The organism is Deltaproteobacteria bacterium (assembly GCA_012522415.1).
Lineage (GTDB): Bacteria > Desulfobacterota > Syntrophia > Syntrophales > JAAYKM01 > JAAYKM01.
Window position 1 is genome coordinate 1 of record JAAYKM010000034.1, and the last position, 18,325, is coordinate 18,325.

Consider the following 18,325-nt stretch of genomic DNA (forward strand, 5'->3'; position numbering starts at 1 on the left):
ATATTAAATGGTTATGATGTTTTTCAGATACGACTATTTAAGCGACTGTGGACATCCTTGACCCGTTTTATCCTGATCCATATAGAGCCTGACACGGGGGAGGGGTATCTCGATATTCCTTTCATTGAACCCTTGCTTGATGCGGCGATTAAACTCACGCCCGATACGCCACTGTTTAGTCGGCCTCGTGGTTGTTCGCGCCTTGATGATAACGGCGGAACCCGAAAACTTATCAACCCCAAGAATCTCGATCGGTTCCAGGATATCGTTTTGAAATTCGGGGTCATTTCGCAACCCTTCATCAATTTTTTTTATGATTTCAATGACTTCATCCATATTTTCCTGATGGGTAACCCCGATATCAAAAACATAACGTGAATATTCTTTTGTCATGTTGGTCACAACACTTATTTGGCCGTTGGGTATATAGTGGACATTTCCGGCCATGTCCCGCAGTGCCGTGGTTCTCAGGTTGACCTTTTCAACTTGGCCGCTTTTACCTGCGACTTCAACCACATCGCCCACCCGGATTTGATCTTCCATCAGGATGAAGAATCCCGTAATAACATCTTTAACCAGACTCTGGGCGCCGAATCCCACCGCTAACCCGACAATGCCGGCGGCCGCTAGGATAGGGCCGATGTTTATGCCGATTTCTCTCAATATTGTCATGGTCGCGATGGTGTAAACTGCTGATACCATGATATAACGTACCACATCACCAAGGGTACGGGCCCGTTTATGAAACTCCTCATCTTCTCGTTGCTTTGTAAAGAACAGGACAAGCCGATTTGATACGAGACGGGACACTTTCACAGCGATCCCAACAAGAATCAGAATCACCAGAACGTGCAATCCGCTCGTTATGAACCATTCTATCACTCTTTTTAGGAAGCCATGAAAATCCATGTCTTTACTTTTCCTTATACATGGAACCATCCCTTTCCAGAGTGGACATTAAAGGCGATGGAAAAACCGAACTCCGCTTGGGCATCGGGTTTTGGTGAATTCATAATCCAAAGGGAGCCCCGATTATGAATCGCTTTAATAGCATATTTAGCCAGGTGAGACAATTTCTTCTCTCCCGTCGTTTTCAATACGCGGTTATTGTAGAATATCAGGAAAAATGTCACGTAAGGACAAAATGATCCTTTAACCCCTAACCCCGACTTGTCAAATTGCGCCAGAATCGCTCCAGCTTTTTTTGGAGAGGAAGGGTTCGCCGGATTTCCTTCAGCGCTTTTCGGGTGGCCAGTTCGCCGTCATGGATCAGGTCCATCGCCCGGGAAAAATCGGCCCAGTGGTCATTCCGCGCCGTCGGCTTGATCACCACATCCGCCTGCCGCAGTTCATAGTTCTTCAACCGGTAAGCGGTAATCTCCCCAGCCCGAGCCACCACATCCGTCGCTGTCTTCAATTCGCCGTCATAATAGACATCCTTTCCCACGGCTACAGCGATAACCATGTCGGCTCCGCATTCCCGGAGTACATTCACCGGAACCAGACTGGTTATCCCGCCATCGGAAAGCAGCTTGTCCCCATTTTTGAAAGGATCGATTGCGCCCGGTACGGCACAGCTGGCCAGGACGGCATCCCTGATAGAACCTTGGTAAAACACCACCCGTTCACCCGTAATCAGGTCCGTGGCAACGGCCCGAAAGGGTATCCGTGTCTCTTCGATTAGCTTGTCCGGGATAAAATAATTGATCATGGAGCGGAAATCGTAAAGAGAAATGGCCCCTGGTTTGAAAAGTGTACGAACTTTATGAAAAGTGCTCTTCATCCGCCTGGATAATTTCTTAGCGATTCGCGTTTCTTTCACGTCATCCGATGGTGAAAGCGAATGAATGACGGAAGAAAGAAATTCCGGACTTCGCAAATAAGCCGACACCATCTTTCTCAATTCCACCGGCGAGACGCCACAGGCATAGGCACCACCGATGATTGCCCCCATACTGGTCCCGGCAATCATATCGATATGAATCCCCTCTTTTTCAAGAACGGACAGAACACCGATATGTGCCAGACCTCGGGATCCGCCGCCCCCCAGAGCAAGACCAACTTTTTTATTTAACCAGGTCATCGTTCAAAAGAATCTTTCACCAATTTTCCGGTTGACCCATCACCTCACGCCTTGACCTTTAACCGCTTTATGCCCTGGCATAACCGATTACGCCCCATATGGTTTGGGCCCGTTGCAATCACGCCCGTTCAGGTTTTCAAATTCCACAGACGTTCTCAATCCGGGGTAAAACGCATCTGTATGTGGTTTTATACACTTGCCTGATGAAAAAGGGAAGCCTAAGGATCATCCTTCCGGGATGTGCTTTTCAGCATCCATGATCAAGAAGTGCGTGAGGAGGAGTGTGGCAGCAATAGCCGGACACATGGCCTTCATAGCCTTACCTCGAACGCCTATACTCAACCGGAGCCTCGGCATTGAAGATCGCCGGATTAATAAACTGGGTTGCGTCATGTCGGGCGGACCGCCGTCGCTCTTCGGTGATGCCCTGTGACGGCTGACTGCAGCCGCCATCTTTATCAGGACGGCCCTCGTTACTGGTATTCAACCCAGCCTACGGTCACAAAAAAGGCCAAAGACAGGGCGGAGCAATTGACAAGAGATCCGGACAAGGCCACGGGTAAAACGAGCAGTCGTATCCGTCGGGATCTGGAGAGCAAGGGAGGTTTCAATCGCATTCATCCCATATCCCCTGCCGGCCGGGATGCTCTGATAGGTGCGGGTGAGTAAAAACGAAGAATTGCTTCTCAGCGCCTTCGCATCAACACGAATGCGGATGGAAATGGATCACATTCCATTGTGGCCCGGGAACCATGTGATGATCAAACAGGTGGTGAATGATTTTACCCGCTACGCGCACTTGCCGAGATTGAAGGATCAAACGGCTGGCCACGCTCTGGAAAATCCGGGATTGATTGGCTTTGCTGACCTGGATGCAGGACTCTTTTCCCTACGCCAAGAGTTATGATGAAGCGAAGAGAGGTTACCTCTGCTTAAGAGGAGGTCGAATTGTCTCGCTCCCGGATATCGATCCGTCCTGGCTTCTGGTAAAGGACGATGTCGCACGCAAAGAGATGGATATGGATAATGAGCGGACAGATACACCGATAGTTGGTTCGCCAACGGAAAAGGGACCTGTGCTCCAAGACCTGAACCTGGTACTTTACAAACACTTTTGAATTAAAATGGAATAAATTTCCCCAGGCACGTTTTCTGCCCGAACATGACCTGGTCATCGCCTCGAGGGGCTTTTACGCCCGATCAGGCGGCCATAGAAACGCTGGCCGGCGCTGTCCTGGGGGAGGCAAGCGTCTCTCTGGAACCGAACGAGGCGCGGATCGTCGTGGCCGTTCAATCCGCCGATTCCGACGAAGAAGCCATATGGATGTCGACGGCGGAATATGGACGGGGACCAGCGTGTATGACGTCCAGGGCAACCAGACGACCGCCGCGGGCAAAAACATTCTGGACGGACCGAACGGATACCGGCGCGGGATTCTACTCTATTCGCGGCGGGGGAGGAGCCGAGATAACCGCCGCATCGGAGAGGTTGAAAAAACGGCTGCACTCCTTTCGAAGCCCGGATGCGGGAGCGGCGGATCCTGGTGCTGGCGATGATGAAGCTGGGGTTTCGTCTTGACGAAGTCCTGGATATGCCCTTCTCCGACGTGGACGGATACCTGGCGGCGTACGGTGAGATCGTAAAGGGGCCATCTAAAAGGAAGACCTATGTCGTGCGACGAGACGGAAAAAGGAAAAAGCCCAGATCGTGATACCCGCGATGACGGGAGCGAAAATCCAGTTTGTTTCCGCAAGGCCGGCGGCCCGGAGGGGATAGAAGCAGGCCATGTGCGCGACAAACGCCGCCAGGGCGGCACCGGATACAAACAGAACCGACAGAACAAGGTGCGCCCCGCGCGTCCGCACAAGCAGGGCCGGTACGGCAAGGCCGGCCGCGATGCCGATTGAAAGGGAATAAACCATGTCCAACGTCATGACCCTCGCCATTCAGATTACGGCCGTCGACATGCTCCGTTCCGTGGTCGAGCGTGTCAAGGACCGCGTGTTGAGTCTAGGTTCAAGCGCGGGCAAAGTCAAGCGTGACTTCGATGACATGACGACGAGCATCACCCGGGGTCTGAAGTCGATCGCCGTCGCCTCCTACGCCCTGAACAAGGCCCTGCCGGGTATCAAGACGGCGGCGAACATGCAGGAAGCCATGCTCAAGGTGAAGGCGAACCTGGTTTCCAGCGTCCGGGACGCGGCGGAACTGGACCGGGCCATGAAGTCCGTCAAATCGTCGGCCATCGCCATCAGCGCGAACGCGCCTTTCACGGCGGAACAGGTGGTTGACATCGAGGCCGCCCTGCTCAAGGCGGGCGTGGCAATGGAAAACGTGATCGGCGAGAAGGGCGGGGGCCGGCGGTGATTACCGTCGAGGTGGACAACACCCTGCCCCTGCACCTGGTCTGCCTGGAATACGGCCTGACGACGGCCGACGCCGAGCAGCTCATGACCATCAACAGGATCCGGAACCCTAACTTTGTAACCGGCAAGGTGAACGTCTATGCCCGATAAAATCGTCCTGCAAATCGCCGGCCGGCGGATCGAACATTTCGAGAGCTACAGCGTCGAGGCGGATATTTACACGGCCGACGACGCCTTTTACCTGGAGCTGTCCAATCCCGGCGTGAAGATCCGGGGTGGGGATCGCTGCGAACTCTACGTCAACGACCGGCAGGTTTTGACGGGGATCATCGACACGGTGGACAAAGGGGGCGACAAAAAAGGCACGACCCTCAGGCTGGAGGGGCGGGACCTCATGGGACTCCTGGTCGATTCGTACTGCGAGGATTTTTCAGACCTGCAGGACATCACCCTGAAGGGGCTGGCCGAACGCCTGCTGAAGCCGGTGCCCTACATAAACCGCTCCGCCGTGCGGTATCAGTCCGGCGCCCTGCAGCGTATCGATACGGAAGAGCGCCACGTCAAGGTCGATCCGGGACGGACGATCTTTGACGTCCTCAAGACCTACGCCCTGTCCCGGGGCCTGATGTTCTTTGCCCTGGAAGACGGAACCTTCGTCTTCGGGAAGCCCAGGTCGGGCGGCGCCCCCGTCTTCCGCCTGATCCGCCGGAAGGGCGATCCGCGGGAAAACAACGTCGAGTCGGGGAGCCTGGTGGACAGTATCGCCCGGCGGTACAGCAAGGTCGTCGTGACGGGCCAGCAGCAGGGCGAGGACGACACCGATCCGGACGGGATCAACACCCGGGCCTCCGTAACGGATCCCACGTTTCCCTTTTACAAGCCCTATGTGGAAACGGCGGACCAGAACGACGCCCTGAGCCCGGCGCAGCACGCCCGGATGGTGATGGAACGCATGAAATTCGAGGGGTTCCAGCTCAAGTACACGGCGCCCTTCCACACCCAGAACGGGGAGCCCTGGCGGATCAACGAGATCTGCCGCGTTATCGACGAGGACCTGGAGATCGACGGCGACTACCTGATCTACGCCCGGACCTTCAGGATGGACAAGAGCGGGAGCTACACGGACCTGAAGTTGAGCTGGCCGGGGGTGGTTCAATGACGGACGGGACGGGCCTTGTAGTGATCGTTGAAGGGGCTCTTTCGGACGGGTTCGAGGGTTATCCGTTCGGAGGTGCCGCAGCGGCCCTGCCGGACGTCGCGCAGGAAGCGGCGGGACGCGGCGCTGTCCGCCTCGATGCGGATGGTCCTGGCGCCCAGGTTGTAGGTCAAGGTATCGCCGGTTATGGCGGCGACGCGCCGGGCCTCCAGGGTGACGATGGACGGCCGGTCCTCCGGTACGGACAAAAACGGCGCGGCGCTCCGGTAGCAGGGATAATCCCCGGCCGAGGCCGTGCAGGCGGCCAGTATGATACAGGCGGTGACAAGGGTTTTCATGGGGTGATTATAGGATGATCCGGGTCAGAATTCAACAGGTTTGGGAAGGGGCCGTCCGACCCCGGAACATCGCGTTGGTGCCGTGCATTAAGTACTGACAAGCGGATAGGCGACCCCTGCGTCGAGGAGAGTCACCCCCCGGACCCTGCGCCGGGGGCAAACAAGAGGCGTGTAACTGAAATGCTGATCCAGAACTAGGCGCCGAAAGGCCGTATGGCTGGATAAAAAAAGGGAAGAATGGGGAGAATCCTGCCGATCTGAAAGCCCTGAAAAAAGAGGGCGTCAAATCGGGCAGGATTTTTGCACCCTTCGCTCTCCCCTCCAAAGACTGTCGCCGATTCCGTTAATTTGTCGCCGAATAGGTTTGCGCTGTCAGCAATGATGTGGTGAACGGTGATGAATTTCACCACGCAAAAAGGGGTTACGATAATTCGTAACCCCTTGATTTTATGGTGGGCCGTGCGGGATTCGGACCCGCGACCAACGGATTAAAAGTCCGCTGCTCTACCTGGCTGAGCTAACGGCCCATTGTTCTTTTTGGAAGGAGCGCCCTATTAACAGGAACGCCGTAACCTTGTCAAGAATTAACTCGGCATCCTCCCCTCAGTTGGAAAAGGGATTCCTCATGACAATGGTCCCCTCCCTACTTGCATCGACCGAAACGAGAACACATTGTGTGCCCGTCAGAACTTCCAGACGTTCAATATAACGACGGGCGTTCCGTGGAAGGTCATCCAGGGTTCTGGCCGTACTGATGTCATCGGTCCAGCCGTCCATTTCTTCATAGACGGGCTCACACTGGTTTAAAACATTGAAATTTGCGGGAACGCTCTCTGTGTATTCTTCCCCATTCCATTTATAGGCCACACAGATTTTGATCTTTTCGATGCCGTGCAACACATCCAACTTGGTCAGGGCAAGACCGGTGATTCCGGAAACACGCATCGCCTGCCTGACCAAGACCAGATCAAGCCAGCCGCAACGCCTCTTCCGTCCCGTCGTGGCGCCGTATTCATGGCCGACGGTCTGCATTCTTTCCCCGATTTCATCCTGCAATTCCGTCGGAAACGGTCCTTCCCCGACGCGGGTCGTATAGGCTTTGCAGATCCCGATGACGGAATGAATAGCTGAGGGACCGACTCCCGTACCGCAACAGGCGTTTCCTGAAACGGTGTTGGACGAAGTCACATAGGGGTAAGTCCCATGATCAATATCCAGATGGCTGCCTTGGGCTCCCTCGAAAAGTATCTTTTTCCCCTGCCGCATCTCTTTTGTAAGAATCATGGACGTATCGGCTACAAAAGACTTCAGGAATTCCCCGTATTTGCGATATTCATCAAAGACAGCCTTTTCATCGACCGGGCCTTCATGAAAATACCGGGTCAAAAAGAAATTCTTCTCCTCCAGATTTTCCTTGAGTTTGTCCTGGAGCATTTGTTCATCCAAAAGATCGGAAATCTTGATGCCCATACGCGATATCTTGTCCTCATAAGCCGGGCCGATTCCCCTGCCGGTCGTGCCGAGTTTTCTCCCGCTTTTACGGGCCTCCCTGGCCAGATCGATTCGCTTATGATAGGGCATGATCACATGTGCGTTTTCGCTCACGTAGAGGTTTGTATGAGAGGGGAAAAGCCCCCTCCGGCGCAGCTCTTCAATTTCGTTGATTAGAACAGAAGGGTCCACCACGACACCGTTGCCGATAATGCATCTTTTATGATTGTGCAATATCCCTGAGGGAATGAGGTGGAGAATCGTTTCTTCGCCCTTGACGACCAGAGTGTGCCCGGCATTGTTTCCGCCCTGGAAGCGGGCGATGACATCTGCATGTTGCGCATACAGATCGACGACTTTACCCTTCCCTTCGTCACCCCATTGCGTTCCTATAACAACCACATTCGCCATAATGATTCTCCTTTTTCGACGACTACATCTCCAGATAGGTCACCGCAATTACATGGGGTAAACTGCGCAGTTTCGCCAATATATCCTCGCTGACCGTGCTGTCCGTACTCAGGACGACAAGCGCCTGCTGATCGACCAGTTCGCGGCTCAAGTGCAATCGTGCAATGTTGATATTGTTCTGTCCCAGAATTGTTCCGATATTTCCAACCACGCCGGGCTTGTCCTGATTGGACAGAACCAGCATATGCCCTTCCGGAATCACATCCAGGGAAAACTTGTTGATCCGGACAATGCGCAGATCTTTTCTCCCAAAAATGGTGCCGGCGGCCACGCTGGTCTCAGAAGCCGTCTGCACCTTCAGTGTGATCAGCGTCGCATAGTCCTCAATTTTGCTGCTCCTGGACTCGACCACACGGATTCCACGCTCCTTTGCGATAATCGGCGCGTTGATATCATTCACCTCTTCGTTCAGGATGGGCCGCAAGAGACCCTTCAGAATCGAAATCGTGATGGGGGCCACATCATAACTTGTGATTTCTCCGCTGTATTCAATATCGACTTTCTGGATACCACCCGTTACAAACTGGGCCTGGAACTTACCGAGCTGCTCCCCCAGGGAAATATAAGGCCCAAGCACCGACATCAGTTCAGCGCTTACCGAGGGAAAATTGAAGGCGTTTCGAATTTCTCCCCTGATCAGATAATCGACCATCTGTTCGGCGACGGCAATGGCGACGCTGACCTGTGCCTCATCCGTCGAGGCACCAAGGTGCGGCGTAGCGACGACCTGATCCAAAGCGATCAATTCCTGATTTTTGGTGGGCTCCTCTTCAAAGACATCGAGGGCCGCGCCGGCGACCTTGCCGGAAACGATGGCGTCATGGAGATCCTTCTCATTGACAATCCCACCACGCGCACAGTTGATGATGAAAACACCGTCCTTCATTTTTGAGAAGGCCTCGGCGTTGATCATGTATTTTGTTTCCTTGGTCATGGGGCTGTGGATGGAAATGAAATCGGACTTGACCAACAATTCATCCAGGGGCACCAAGCTGATTCCAGCCTCAGAGGCCGCTTCGGGGGAGATGAAGGGGTCATAGGCCAGAACGTTCATCTTCAACCCCTGGGCCCGGTCGGCCACCACACCACCAATCCGTCCGATACCCAGGATACCCAGGGTCTTGTTGCAAAGTTCGTTACCCATGAACTTGTTCTTTTCCCATTTTCCGGCTTTCATCGTGGCCGTCGCCTGAGGAATCTTCCGTGCCATGGACATCATCATGGCCAAGGCGTGCTCCGCCGTGGTAATGGTGTTCCCGCCGGGGGTGTTCATGACAACGATCCCCCGCTTGCTCGCCTCGTTGATGTCTACATTGTCGAGACCCGCGCCAGCCCGGCCGATCACTTTCAAGTTTGTGGCGCATTCCAGGATTTCTTTCGTTACCTTTGTCGCGCTGCGGACGGCCAAACCATCGTATTCCTTGATGACTCCCCTGAGTTCGTCAGGAGTCAGATTGGTGATGACATCGACTTCGATGCCTTCCGTCCTTTTAAATACTTCGACAGCTTCGTTGGACATGCTGTCGCTGATGAGTACTTTTTTCATGATCATATTCCTCCCATTGTGAATGCAGCGTGTAAAGTACCTATATCGCTGCAACCTTTTCCCGGAAAATCTTTTCCATTTCCGCGAGGGCGATCTTCAAATCTTCCGGTTCGATGGTCGGCCCACACCAGAAACGATAACCAGCCGGAGCATCCTTGTAGGAATTTACGTCGTACGCGATCTTCTTTTTTGCGAGATCACCGGCAATGCCCTTCAGGAACGCAACCTGGTCATCCTTGGAAAGACTGTTAACCTTGGGATCCTTCACCATGAGACAAACTGAGGTACTGGAGCGGATATCCTTGGATTCCGCTAAAAACTCCACCCAATCGTTTTTTTCCACCCATTCTTCGACAACTTTCAAGTTATTGTTAGTTCTGGCAATCAATCCTTCGAGACCAATATTTTTCGCCCACCGGAGCGCATCCAGATAGTCCTCGACACAGAGCATCGAGGGGGTGTTGATCGTATCGCCCTGGAAAATCGCACCATCCACCTTGCCGTTCTTTTTCATTCGGAAAATCTTGGGCATCGGCCAGGGAGGATCGTAAGACCCAATCCGTTCACACGCCCGGGGACCCAGCACCAGGACGCCATGGGCGCCTTCACCGCCCAGACATTTCTGCCAGGAAAACGTCAGCGCGTCAATCTTCGACCAGTCCACAGGCATGGCAAAAACGGCGCTGGTGGCGTCGCACAGGGTGAGGCCTTCCCGGTCATCGGGAATCCAGTCCCAGTCTGGAATCTTCACGCCGCTTGTGGTTCCGTTGGCGACAAAAACGACGTCGTTTGTCCAGTCGACAGCCTTCAGATCAGGAATCTTGCCATAATCAGCCTTCAGGACCGTTGCATTCAATTTCAACTGCTTGTTGATATCCGTTGCCCAGCCTTCACCGAAACTTTCCCAAACGAGAACCGACACCGGTTTGGGACCGAGAAGCGTCCACATCGCCCCCTCGAAGGCCCCTGTATCTGAGCCGGGAAGAATGCCCACAAGATAATGCTCTGGAATAGCCAGTACGGATTTTGTCTCCTCGATTGCTTTCGCCAGCTTCTCTTTGCCCAGATTGGACCGATGGGACCTCCCCACCGCCGCATCCCGCAGCGCGTCGAGAGACCATTGCGGCCTTTTGCTGCACGGACCGGAACTGAAATTCGGATTACCCATACGTTCGCACGCTCCATCTTTAATTTAAAACAGCGGGAATATATATCAGTAATGTTATGATTGCTCAAGTTATTTCGCTCCCTTTTTTCAGGTTGACTGGCACTCCTGTAAAACATATGCTATCGAATGTTTGCGCATATCAGTCTTTATCTTTCGGGATGCAAAACGTGAAACCGAGCAAAACCGCCTTTTTTTGCCAGGAATGTGGCTACCAAACCCCGAAGTGGCTGGGAAGATGCCCTGCCTGCGGCGCTTGGAACCGCTTTGTCGAGGAAGAAGAACCGGCCTCCCCCCCGGGAGGGGAAGCGGATTTATCATTCAACACGCATCCTCTCCCCATCGACGAAATCACGGCGGATGAAGGGGAGAGAATCCTCACAGGAATCGACGAAATGGACCGGGTCCTGGGCGGCGGAGTCGTCGGCGGTTCCGTCATCCTCGTCGGTGGTGAGCCCGGCATAGGCAAGTCGACTCTTCTGCTTCAGATTCTCCAGCAACTGGCCACCCGGGGCAACAAAGTCCTTTACGTTTCAGGTGAAGAATCCGCTAAACAGATCCGTCTTAGAGGACAGCGTGTCGGCGCCCTGTCCGACAACCTGCTGGTTTTGACGGAAATATCCATTGAAAAAATCATCGGGCATTTCCGGGAAGTCCAACCCGCCATTCTCGTGGTGGATTCCATCCAGACCACCCACTCCGCCAACCTGTCTTCCGCGCCGGGCAGTGTCGGCCAGGTCCGGGAGGGGGCGCAACAGTTCGTGCTCCTGGCCAAGAAAACGGGGGTTCCCGTTTTCATCATCGGCCATGTCACCAAAGACGGTGCCATCGCCGGGCCCAAAATTCTGGAACATATGGTTGACACGGTGCTGTACTTCGAAGGCGATTCGGGCCACCCCTACCGTATTGTCCGGGCGATCAAAAATCGTTACGGCCCGACCAACGAGGTCGGTGTTTTTGAAATGGGCGGCAGCGGCTTGAAAGAAGTGGAGAACCCCTCCTCCTTTTTTCTCAATGAGAGACCGGAGGGGACGGTTGGTTCCGTTGTCGTTCCCAGCATCGAGGGAACACGGCCTATCCTTATCGAAATCCAGGGCCTGGTCGGCACCAACCTTTTCGGCACGCCGCGGAGAACCGCCATCGGGGTCGACCACAACCGGGTATCGCTCCTGACCTCCGTCATGGACAAAGTCTGGGGGAAAAATATCTGCGGTCACGATATCTTTATCAATGTCGCCGGCGGGATCAAGGTCGATGAACCGGCTGTCGATCTGGGGGTCGTTTCGACCATTCTGTCCAGTTTTCTGGACCGGCCGATCGATTCACATACCGTTGTTCTTGGCGAAGTGGGGTTGACGGGAGAGATCCGGCGAATCGCGCAGATCGAAGAACGGGTGAAGGAAGCGACCCGCATGGGGTTTACCCGCTACATTTTACCCAAGGGCCATAAAGGCATCCTGCCGTCTTCCTCAAAGATAAAACTGTTCCCCATCGACAACCTCAGGCAGTTGACGGAGCATCTCTTTTAGCTTTAACCTGCGCGTCCTCAGGCGAACAGGAAAACAAACCGAAAATCCCCCGTATCGAACAAGCCACGGTCGCTCAGTTTCAACCTCGGGATCACCAGGCGCGACATGAAGGACTGGTCGCCTAGATCTGCAAGGGCTCATCCCCTGATGCGCCACCCGGGGGGCTCCAGAAACCTCGCCTGCCGTTAGGGAAAAGCCCCCCTGCCCTCCTGATAACGGACAATCCGGATTTTGCAACGGGCGGTCACATGACCGGAGGTTTCTCCGCCCAGACCCCGGTCTCCGCCACGGCCGGCGAACCCCCGCGATCCGTCATGGGACCATGACGCACTGCGGCCTCATATTCGATCTGCCCGGGGAAAAACCTTTTAAAAGGAGGAAGGGGGGCCTGAAGCCCCCCTGAGTAGAGAGGGTGAGGGGCCTTTCACCCCTCCTGATTTTGGATCGTCTATCGGCTCAACATGCCCATTGTCTGTTGCCGAGTATTTTATCCTTGTTGATATTGTATATGCAGATAGTATGCCATTTGCAATGACTTGCATAACATACTGATTTAACGGGTATATTATTTTTCAAGCCCCCGGAGGAAGGACAAAAAATGTCGAACGATTTTTCTCATATAAAAATATCCCTTTTTATTTCAACAGTTTATCTGTTATCGGTTCATTCCTGCCGATTCGACGAAAATGTCGAATCGTTAATGGATTATGACGGCCCCAGACCGCTGTCGGGTCATTTCCTTTGACCGTCTCTCCGGTTTGTATTGTGTTTATCGCCTTGCCGCCAGTGTGGTTGAAGAGGAACCGGAAACCGCTTGCTGAAAAAATGATGGAGGACATGGAACAAAAGCCAAGCCGAAACGTCTGGCAGGAAGTGACGGATGAATTCGATCACCTTGAATGCTTTGAAATGAGCCGGGAACTCAGGTTGCAGGATGATCGCCCGGGTATTCCTTGCCAGCCAAAGAATCCATTGACATCTCCGGCATCGCCGTTGCAACAAATTCAGTGTACCCCTTGCCGTTGCCGGAGGAAGATGTTTCATTCCGCCCAGACCGAAACGGCATCCGGCGGATCTCATAAAATGATCCGGCGTAAAGATGCGCTCAAAACCTCTTGGCGCCAAGGATCCCGTTTCAAAACGCGGTTGACCTCAGGGGGTAGCAATGATATGAACCGTTTATCTTGCATAAACATCCTTTTTCCGGATACTTGACGAACGATGTGATGGGGGGAGCCAAAACCCGGCAGGCATCAACAAAACTGGGCTTTCCTGTAGAATGATTCTGCCGCGCAATCACGTCATTCATCACTGCGAAAAGCCTTCTTTTAAAAGGAGGAAGGGGGGCCTGAAGCCCCCCCGAGTAGAGAAGGTGAGGGGCCTTTCACCCCTCCTGATTTTGGATCGTCTATCGGCTCAACATGCCCATTGTCTGTTGCCGAGTATTTTATCCTTGTTGGTGTTATATTTGCAGATAGTATGCCATTTGCAATGATTTGCATAACATGTTGATTTAACACATATATAAAAATATTATGACGCACACCCAAAGAACAAAATTGTCGAATGATTATTCCTCAAACAAGAAATCATTCATGAATTCAGCATCATACATCATTTGTTCATTGTCCCCCGTTTCGACATTTTTGTCGAATGGAGGGACAATCGTTGCGGTGAACCGTAGACAGGCAATACCTCGTTACGAAAGTACAGAATATGAGGGGCAATAAAAAACTGGTCTGGGAATACCATTCCCCTTCGGAGGAGCCTTCCCCAATCCAACCGCTGGCCGTTGCGCTGGTTTGTCTGGTCTTCATCGCCCTGATCACGGTTATGGGTGTCATGGATATTCGCCGTATCGACAAGACGATTACGGACTTCATTGAAAATCGCGGGGCCGGAATGGTCGGTCTCATCCAGAGCCTGGCCGAGGAAAACTTGAATAAAGTGATCAAGGCCTATCTGCATGACAAACATGATTCTCTGGACAGTACACAAATACGCCTCCACAGGAGTCTTGAAGATCTGGGCAGGGAAATCGATCAGATGTGGCAAAACAGGACACTGACGACGGCTTACCTTAAAAAATACGCCCATGAGAAAGGGCTTTGGTACGCCGGCGTCATCGACAAGAAGGGTCAGACTATTTACGAAAGCCGAAGAATAGAACTCGAGGTGGCCGCTCCCGGTGAGATCACCGCGAATCAAATCGTCCACCCCTTCACGAACCTGGACATTTTTTCGGCCTATGCGAAGGTCAATAAAATCGGTTTCATCGCCATGAATCGCCTGGACGGCAGCGGCATCATTATTATTGCCCTGGATCGCACCCGTCTCGATTACTGGGGGATGAAGGCGTCTATCGAACAAGCTGTGGACGAATCGGGCGGGGCCAGAGGTTTGGGCCTGGTCTACATGATCATGATCGACCAGACTGGAAAGCGTTACACCCAGACCGGGGACATCCCTCAGGAATGGCGTCCGGGGGAAATGCCACAGGCGGAAATCATGGCGGGAAGGAAGGGCCTGACCAGCAGACAGGTCACTTATCTGGGAAAGAATATTCTGGATATCGCCGTCCCCTTGAAACTCAACGGCAAGGTGATCGGTATCGCACGTCTGGGCCTGGAACGGGGGAACGCCGACCGGCTCATCGCGGAAAACACCCGTAACATGTTCATCATCATGATCCTGATCGTCACGATCGCCCTGCTGGCTGTCTGGCTGATGTACAAGAATCAAAAAACCCATCTGGCCGGGATCGTCGCAATGGAACGGCAACTGGAAAAGGCGGAAAGGCTGTCCGCCCTGGGGCAGCTCGCCGCCGGAGTGGCTCACGAGATACGCAACCCCTTGAATGCCATCAGCATGGCTTCGCAAAGACTCAAAAGAGACTTCGTCCCGTCCGATCCGGAAAAAATAACCGCTTTTGAAACCATGACCGGCGTGATTCGCGATGAAATCCGCCGGCTGAACGGCATCATCGAGGAATTCCTTTCTTTTTCCAAAAGCCGCCGTCCGGAGTTGCGTGAATATCCGATTGCCACGGTCCTCCAGAAAATCCTGAATCTCATCGCGGAAGAGGCTAGAGAAAAAGGTATCGAAATCTATGCCGATCTCCCCGACGATGGGCTTGTAATCCCCATGGATATGGATAAACTTCAGCAGGCGTTACTGAACATCATCAAAAATGCCATGGAGTCCATTGAAACGGAAGGGACCATCACCATCGCAACGGAAACGGCCGATAAGGATATGATAAAAATCTCCGTGTCCGATACGGGATGCGGCATGACCCAGGAAGAAGTGGAACAGATTTTCAGTCTGGAATACACGACCAAGGATAAGGGGCTGGGTGTGGGCCTTACCCTGGCCCACGAAATGATTCGCGGCCACGGCGGAGAAATCCGGGTGTGGAGCCAAAAACACAAGGGAACGACCTTTGAAATTTTCCTGATGAAGGAAAGGACGGGCCCGGGAAAACCAAAAAACACAGAAATGGAACAAAAGTAAAATGAAGAAGTTGAATATCCTGGTTGTTGAAGACGGGAAGTCGCAAAGGGAGATGCTTCGAGACTTTCTCAAGAGCGAAGGGCATACCGTGATGGAAGCGGCGGATGGTGAAACGGCCATGCAACTTGTCCACAACCATCACTTCGACCTGCTCCTGCTGGACTACCGGATGCCCGGCATGGACGGCATGGACGTCCTCAAGGCCGTCAAAGCAATGAACCCTGAAATCGATGTGGTCGTCATCACGGCCCATGGAACCATCGAAACGGCGGTGGAAGCCATGAAGGCGGGGGCCTTGGACTATATCATGAAACCTCTGGAGTTCGATGAACTCCTGATCCTGGTTGACCGGGTCGCGGAACGACGAAACCTCATCCGGGAAAACGAACTGCTCCGGAAGGAATTACGGGACAAAAGTATCACAGCGGATCAGATCATCTATCACAACGTCAAGATACAGGAACTCATCAACATGGCGGGCCGCGTCGCCAACAGCCGGGCCACTGTGCTGATTCAGGGTGAAAGTGGAACGGGCAAGGAACTGTTCGCCCGGTTAGTGCACCAGTTGAGTCCGAGATCAAATAACCCCATGATCACCGTCAACTGCAACGCCCTCTCGGAAAGCCTGCTGGAGAGTGAACTCTTCGGCCATGAAAAAGGTTCTTTTACCGGTGCCGAGGCCAGACGTATCGGGCGCTTCGAGGAAGCCGACGGGGGCACCTTGTTTCTCGATGAAATCGGGGATATTACGGCATCCGTCCAGGTAAAGCTACTCCGTTTTCTCCAAGAAAGAGAGATTCAGCGTGTGGGCGGCAATCAGACGATCCATTCCGACGTCCGGGTCATCAGCGCCACCAACCGTGACCTCGAAGCCAGGGTCCGGGAAGGTTGCTTCCGGGAAGATCTCTTTTATCGGCTGAACGTCGTGGTGATGGATATTCCTCCGCTGCGGGAACGAAAGGACGATATTCCTCCTCTCATCGATCATTTCCTGAAGTGCTTCGCCACCGAAAACAACAGGGAAATCGGGGGCGTCAGCAGCGAAGCCCGTGACATGCTGATGAAATACGACTACCCCGGCAACGTCCGGGAACTGGAAAACATCATCGAACGCGCCGTCGTCATCGCCCGGAATAAAACGATTTCCGTCAGGGATCTGCCCTTCCAGCTCGAAACGCCCGGAGAAGAGGAGGAACCGGAAGCGGGTTTGCTGAAAAAATCGGTGGAGGACATGGAACGGAAACTGATCCAGAACGCCCTGAACGAGGCCGGAAACAACCAGAGCCGGGCGGCCGATATCCTCGGAATCAGCGAGCGGATGCTGCGCTACAAGCTGAAGAAACTGGGGCTCAAGGAATGACCGTCGCTTCGCGTTTTTCACTATCCCAACTGTAGGGAGAGTGCCTAACTTTTACATCTAAGCTTTTCCTGGGTGGCCATCATTAAATACCCTCCTTCTTGGATTACCGCGAAACAATCCAGGAGATAACTGGCCACCCTTACTGCCTAACTGTCAAGTCAAGTCCGTCCTCGTGCATCCTCAGACCCTTCCGGCGAATCTCTTTTACATCCTTTTCAAACAGAGCCTCCCCATCAAATTACATGACGGAAATCTTTGCTATATTTCCTTCTGGGAAGCGTACTTGCCGTCAATGATCTCCCAAAGAGCACCATGGGTATCCTTCGGGTGAACGAAAGCGTAGTGGCGCTTCTTCTCCACCCAGAAACGAATCTCCTTCTTCCCGCCAAACGTCTCCGGCACGATCACCGCGCCATTCTCCTTCAGAAGGGGAACAGCGTCTTTCACAGAATCAACGTTGATCGAAAGAAGCTGAACGCCGGGACGGCCATCATTGGCCTCCGTGATCCAGTAGCCAACGTCGTACATCACTCCCTCAGGCTGAGGAGTTGACTTCTTGACCCACTTCGTCTCGCTGCCCATACCGCTCTTCACAACGGTACCCTGTAAATCCTGCAACTCGTACCAGCCGCCGGAACCCTCGTCCTCCATTAGTTCAAGCGTCGTCGGGCCAATCTTGAAGCACGTAACATTGATATGGGAATCAGGATCATAGTAACGCTCAGCAACTTCCCAACCAAAAATACGGCGATAATCCCCCTCCGCCTTCAAAACGTCAAGGACAGCGATGCTGATGTGATCAATAAAATTCGGACAAGATGAACCGGCTTTGTTTCCTCCAACACCCAAACCATACAAAATGTTGTCTAAATGCGATTGCGCTTCGGAATTTCCCTGTTCCGCGGCTTTGCGATACCACTTAACCGCCTCAGCTCCGTTTTCTTCAACGCCAACGCCGTAATAATAGCAATGCCCTAGGTTGCTTTGCGCATCCGCATTCCCTTGTTCCGCAGATTTGCGATACCACTTAACTGCCTCAGCTCCGTTTTCTTCAACGCCAATGCCGCTTTGATAGCAATACCCTAAGTTGTTTTGCGCATCCGCATTCCCTTGTTCCGCGGCTTTGCGATACCACTTAACCGCCTCAGCTCCGTTTTCTTCAACGCCAATGCCGCTTTGATAGCAATACCCTAAGTTGTTTTGCGCAACCGCATATCCCTGTTCCGCGGCCTTGGAGAAAAACTTAACCGCTATCGCATGGTCTTCGGACACGCCGACACCCCAAAAATAGGCGTTACCAAGAATG

Annotated in this window: 18 protein-coding genes and 1 tRNA gene; 10 read left to right on the plus strand and 9 right to left on the minus strand. The window is 53.3% G+C overall.

What is annotated here, in order from left to right:
• Window positions 1-33: 33 nt before the first annotated feature.
• Together GX147_02930 and GX147_02935 are read right to left on the minus strand one after the other, a co-directional pair.
• On the minus strand, window positions 34-909 hold the full coding sequence (locus GX147_02930) for a mechanosensitive ion channel family protein (protein ID NLN59662.1): 876 nt from the start codon (window positions 907-909) through the stop codon (window positions 34-36).
• Window positions 910-1,159: 250 nt separating this feature from the next.
• The gene (locus GX147_02935) at window positions 1,160-2,083 is read right to left on the minus strand and encodes a patatin-like phospholipase family protein (GenBank protein NLN59663.1); all 924 of its coding nucleotides are present in this window, start codon (window positions 2,081-2,083) and stop codon (window positions 1,160-1,162) included.
• A gap of 283 nt (window positions 2,084-2,366) precedes the next feature.
• On the opposite strand from GX147_02935, the gene GX147_02940 reads away from it, so the two are divergent.
• From GX147_02940 to GX147_02955, 4 genes are all read left to right on the plus strand, one after another.
• Window positions 2,367-2,516, plus strand: coding sequence for a hypothetical protein (locus tag GX147_02940; GenBank protein NLN59664.1), 150 nt, complete (start codon window positions 2,367-2,369; stop codon window positions 2,514-2,516).
• Window positions 2,513-2,752 carry a hypothetical protein gene (locus GX147_02945; protein ID NLN59665.1) on the plus strand — a complete coding sequence of 80 codons (240 nt, stop codon included), beginning with the start codon at window positions 2,513-2,515 and terminating at the stop codon, window positions 2,750-2,752. The genes GX147_02940 and GX147_02945 overlap by 4 nt, the downstream gene beginning before the upstream one ends.
• Complete coding sequence (locus GX147_02950) at window positions 2,745-2,990, plus strand: hypothetical protein (GenBank protein NLN59666.1); 246 nt, start codon at window positions 2,745-2,747, stop codon at window positions 2,988-2,990. The genes GX147_02945 and GX147_02950 overlap by 8 nt, the downstream gene beginning before the upstream one ends.
• A gap of 255 nt (window positions 2,991-3,245) precedes the next feature.
• Window positions 3,246-3,662 (plus strand): hypothetical protein, encoded by a 417-nt coding sequence (locus tag GX147_02955; GenBank protein ID NLN59667.1) that lies wholly within the window; start codon window positions 3,246-3,248, stop codon window positions 3,660-3,662.
• 74 nt (window positions 3,663-3,736) lie between these two features.
• On the opposite strand, the gene GX147_02960 is transcribed toward GX147_02955, so the two are convergent.
• Entirely contained in the window at window positions 3,737-4,006 is a 270-nt protein-coding gene (locus GX147_02960) for a hypothetical protein (GenBank protein ID NLN59668.1), read from the minus strand.
• Between GX147_02960 and GX147_02965 the strand changes: the two genes are divergently transcribed.
• From GX147_02965 to GX147_02975, 3 genes are read left to right on the plus strand one after another with little or no spacing between them, the layout of a single operon-like run.
• Window positions 4,005-4,451 (plus strand): hypothetical protein, encoded by a 447-nt coding sequence (locus tag GX147_02965; GenBank protein NLN59669.1) that lies wholly within the window; start codon window positions 4,005-4,007, stop codon window positions 4,449-4,451. The genes GX147_02960 and GX147_02965 overlap by 2 nt on opposite strands.
• The gene (locus GX147_02970; GenBank protein NLN59670.1) at window positions 4,448-4,600 is read left to right on the plus strand and encodes a hypothetical protein; all 153 of its coding nucleotides are present in this window, start codon (window positions 4,448-4,450) and stop codon (window positions 4,598-4,600) included. Before GX147_02965 ends, GX147_02970 begins: the two co-directional genes overlap by 4 nt.
• Window positions 4,590-5,609: a hypothetical protein gene (locus GX147_02975; GenBank protein ID NLN59671.1), complete on the plus strand. Its 1,020-nt coding sequence runs from the start codon at window positions 4,590-4,592 to the stop codon at window positions 5,607-5,609. The genes GX147_02970 and GX147_02975 overlap by 11 nt, the downstream gene beginning before the upstream one ends.
• On the opposite strand, the gene GX147_02980 is transcribed toward GX147_02975, so the two are convergent.
• The 5 genes from GX147_02980 to GX147_03000 form a co-directional block, all read right to left on the minus strand.
• A complete protein-coding gene (locus GX147_02980; protein NLN59672.1) occupies window positions 5,603-5,944 on the minus strand; it encodes a hypothetical protein in 342 nt (113 codons plus the stop codon). The genes GX147_02975 and GX147_02980 overlap by 7 nt on opposite strands.
• Before the next feature lie 450 nt (window positions 5,945-6,394).
• Window positions 6,395-6,471: transfer RNA gene (locus GX147_02985), tRNA-Lys, on the minus strand.
• Window positions 6,472-6,547: 76 nt separating this feature from the next.
• A complete protein-coding gene (locus tag GX147_02990) occupies window positions 6,548-7,846 on the minus strand; it encodes an adenylosuccinate synthase (GenBank protein NLN59673.1) in 1,299 nt (432 codons plus the stop codon).
• 22 nt (window positions 7,847-7,868) lie between these two features.
• A complete protein-coding gene (locus GX147_02995) occupies window positions 7,869-9,452 on the minus strand; it encodes a phosphoglycerate dehydrogenase (protein NLN59674.1) in 1,584 nt (527 codons plus the stop codon).
• Window positions 9,453-9,492: 40 nt separating this feature from the next.
• Window positions 9,493-10,620 (minus strand): phosphoserine transaminase, encoded by a 1,128-nt coding sequence (locus tag GX147_03000; GenBank protein ID NLN59675.1) that lies wholly within the window; start codon window positions 10,618-10,620, stop codon window positions 9,493-9,495.
• A gap of 158 nt (window positions 10,621-10,778) precedes the next feature.
• Here GX147_03000 and radA point away from each other — a divergent pair, with 158 nt between their 5' ends.
• From radA to GX147_03015, 3 genes are all read left to right on the plus strand, one after another.
• The gene (gene radA, locus GX147_03005) at window positions 10,779-12,146 is read left to right on the plus strand and encodes a DNA repair protein RadA (GenBank protein NLN59676.1); all 1,368 of its coding nucleotides are present in this window, start codon (window positions 10,779-10,781) and stop codon (window positions 12,144-12,146) included.
• Between the two features lie 1,716 nt (window positions 12,147-13,862).
• Window positions 13,863-15,659, plus strand: coding sequence for a hypothetical protein (locus GX147_03010; protein ID NLN59677.1), 1,797 nt, complete (start codon window positions 13,863-13,865; stop codon window positions 15,657-15,659).
• A gap of 1 nt (window position 15,660) precedes the next feature.
• The gene (locus tag GX147_03015; GenBank protein NLN59678.1) at window positions 15,661-17,019 is read left to right on the plus strand and encodes a sigma-54-dependent Fis family transcriptional regulator; all 1,359 of its coding nucleotides are present in this window, start codon (window positions 15,661-15,663) and stop codon (window positions 17,017-17,019) included.
• A gap of 258 nt (window positions 17,020-17,277) precedes the next feature.
• Here GX147_03015 and GX147_03020 read toward each other — a convergent pair.
• Window positions 17,278-18,325: hypothetical protein (locus GX147_03020; GenBank protein NLN59679.1), on the minus strand; the 1,048-nt coding region annotated here is incomplete at its 5' end.

Coding starts and splice junctions, on each gene's coding strand:
- GX147_02930 (NLN59662.1), bottom strand. CDS start 909: ATGGATTTTCATGGCTTCCTAAAAAGAGTGATAGAATGGTTCATAACG.
- GX147_02935 (NLN59663.1), bottom strand. CDS start 2,083: ATGACCTGGTTAAATAAAAAAGTTGGTCTTGCTCTGGGGGGCGGCGGA.
- GX147_02955 (NLN59667.1), top strand. CDS start 3,246: ATGACCTGGTCATCGCCTCGAGGGGCTTTTACGCCCGATCAGGCGGCC.
- GX147_02965 (NLN59669.1), top strand. CDS start 4,005: ATGTCCAACGTCATGACCCTCGCCATTCAGATTACGGCCGTCGACATG.
- GX147_02960 (NLN59668.1), bottom strand. CDS start 4,006: ATGGTTTATTCCCTTTCAATCGGCATCGCGGCCGGCCTTGCCGTACCG.
- GX147_02975 (NLN59671.1), top strand. CDS start 4,590: ATGCCCGATAAAATCGTCCTGCAAATCGCCGGCCGGCGGATCGAACAT.
- GX147_02980 (NLN59672.1), bottom strand. CDS start 5,944: ATGAAAACCCTTGTCACCGCCTGTATCATACTGGCCGCCTGCACGGCC.
- GX147_02990 (NLN59673.1), bottom strand. CDS start 7,846: ATGGCGAATGTGGTTGTTATAGGAACGCAATGGGGTGACGAAGGGAAG.
- GX147_02995 (NLN59674.1), bottom strand. CDS start 9,452: ATGAAAAAAGTACTCATCAGCGACAGCATGTCCAACGAAGCTGTCGAA.
- GX147_03000 (NLN59675.1), bottom strand. CDS start 10,620: ATGGGTAATCCGAATTTCAGTTCCGGTCCGTGCAGCAAAAGGCCGCAA.
- radA (NLN59676.1), top strand. CDS start 10,779: ATGCAAAACGTGAAACCGAGCAAAACCGCCTTTTTTTGCCAGGAATGT.
- GX147_03010 (NLN59677.1), top strand. CDS start 13,863: ATGAGGGGCAATAAAAAACTGGTCTGGGAATACCATTCCCCTTCGGAG.
- GX147_03015 (NLN59678.1), top strand. CDS start 15,661: ATGAAGAAGTTGAATATCCTGGTTGTTGAAGACGGGAAGTCGCAAAGG.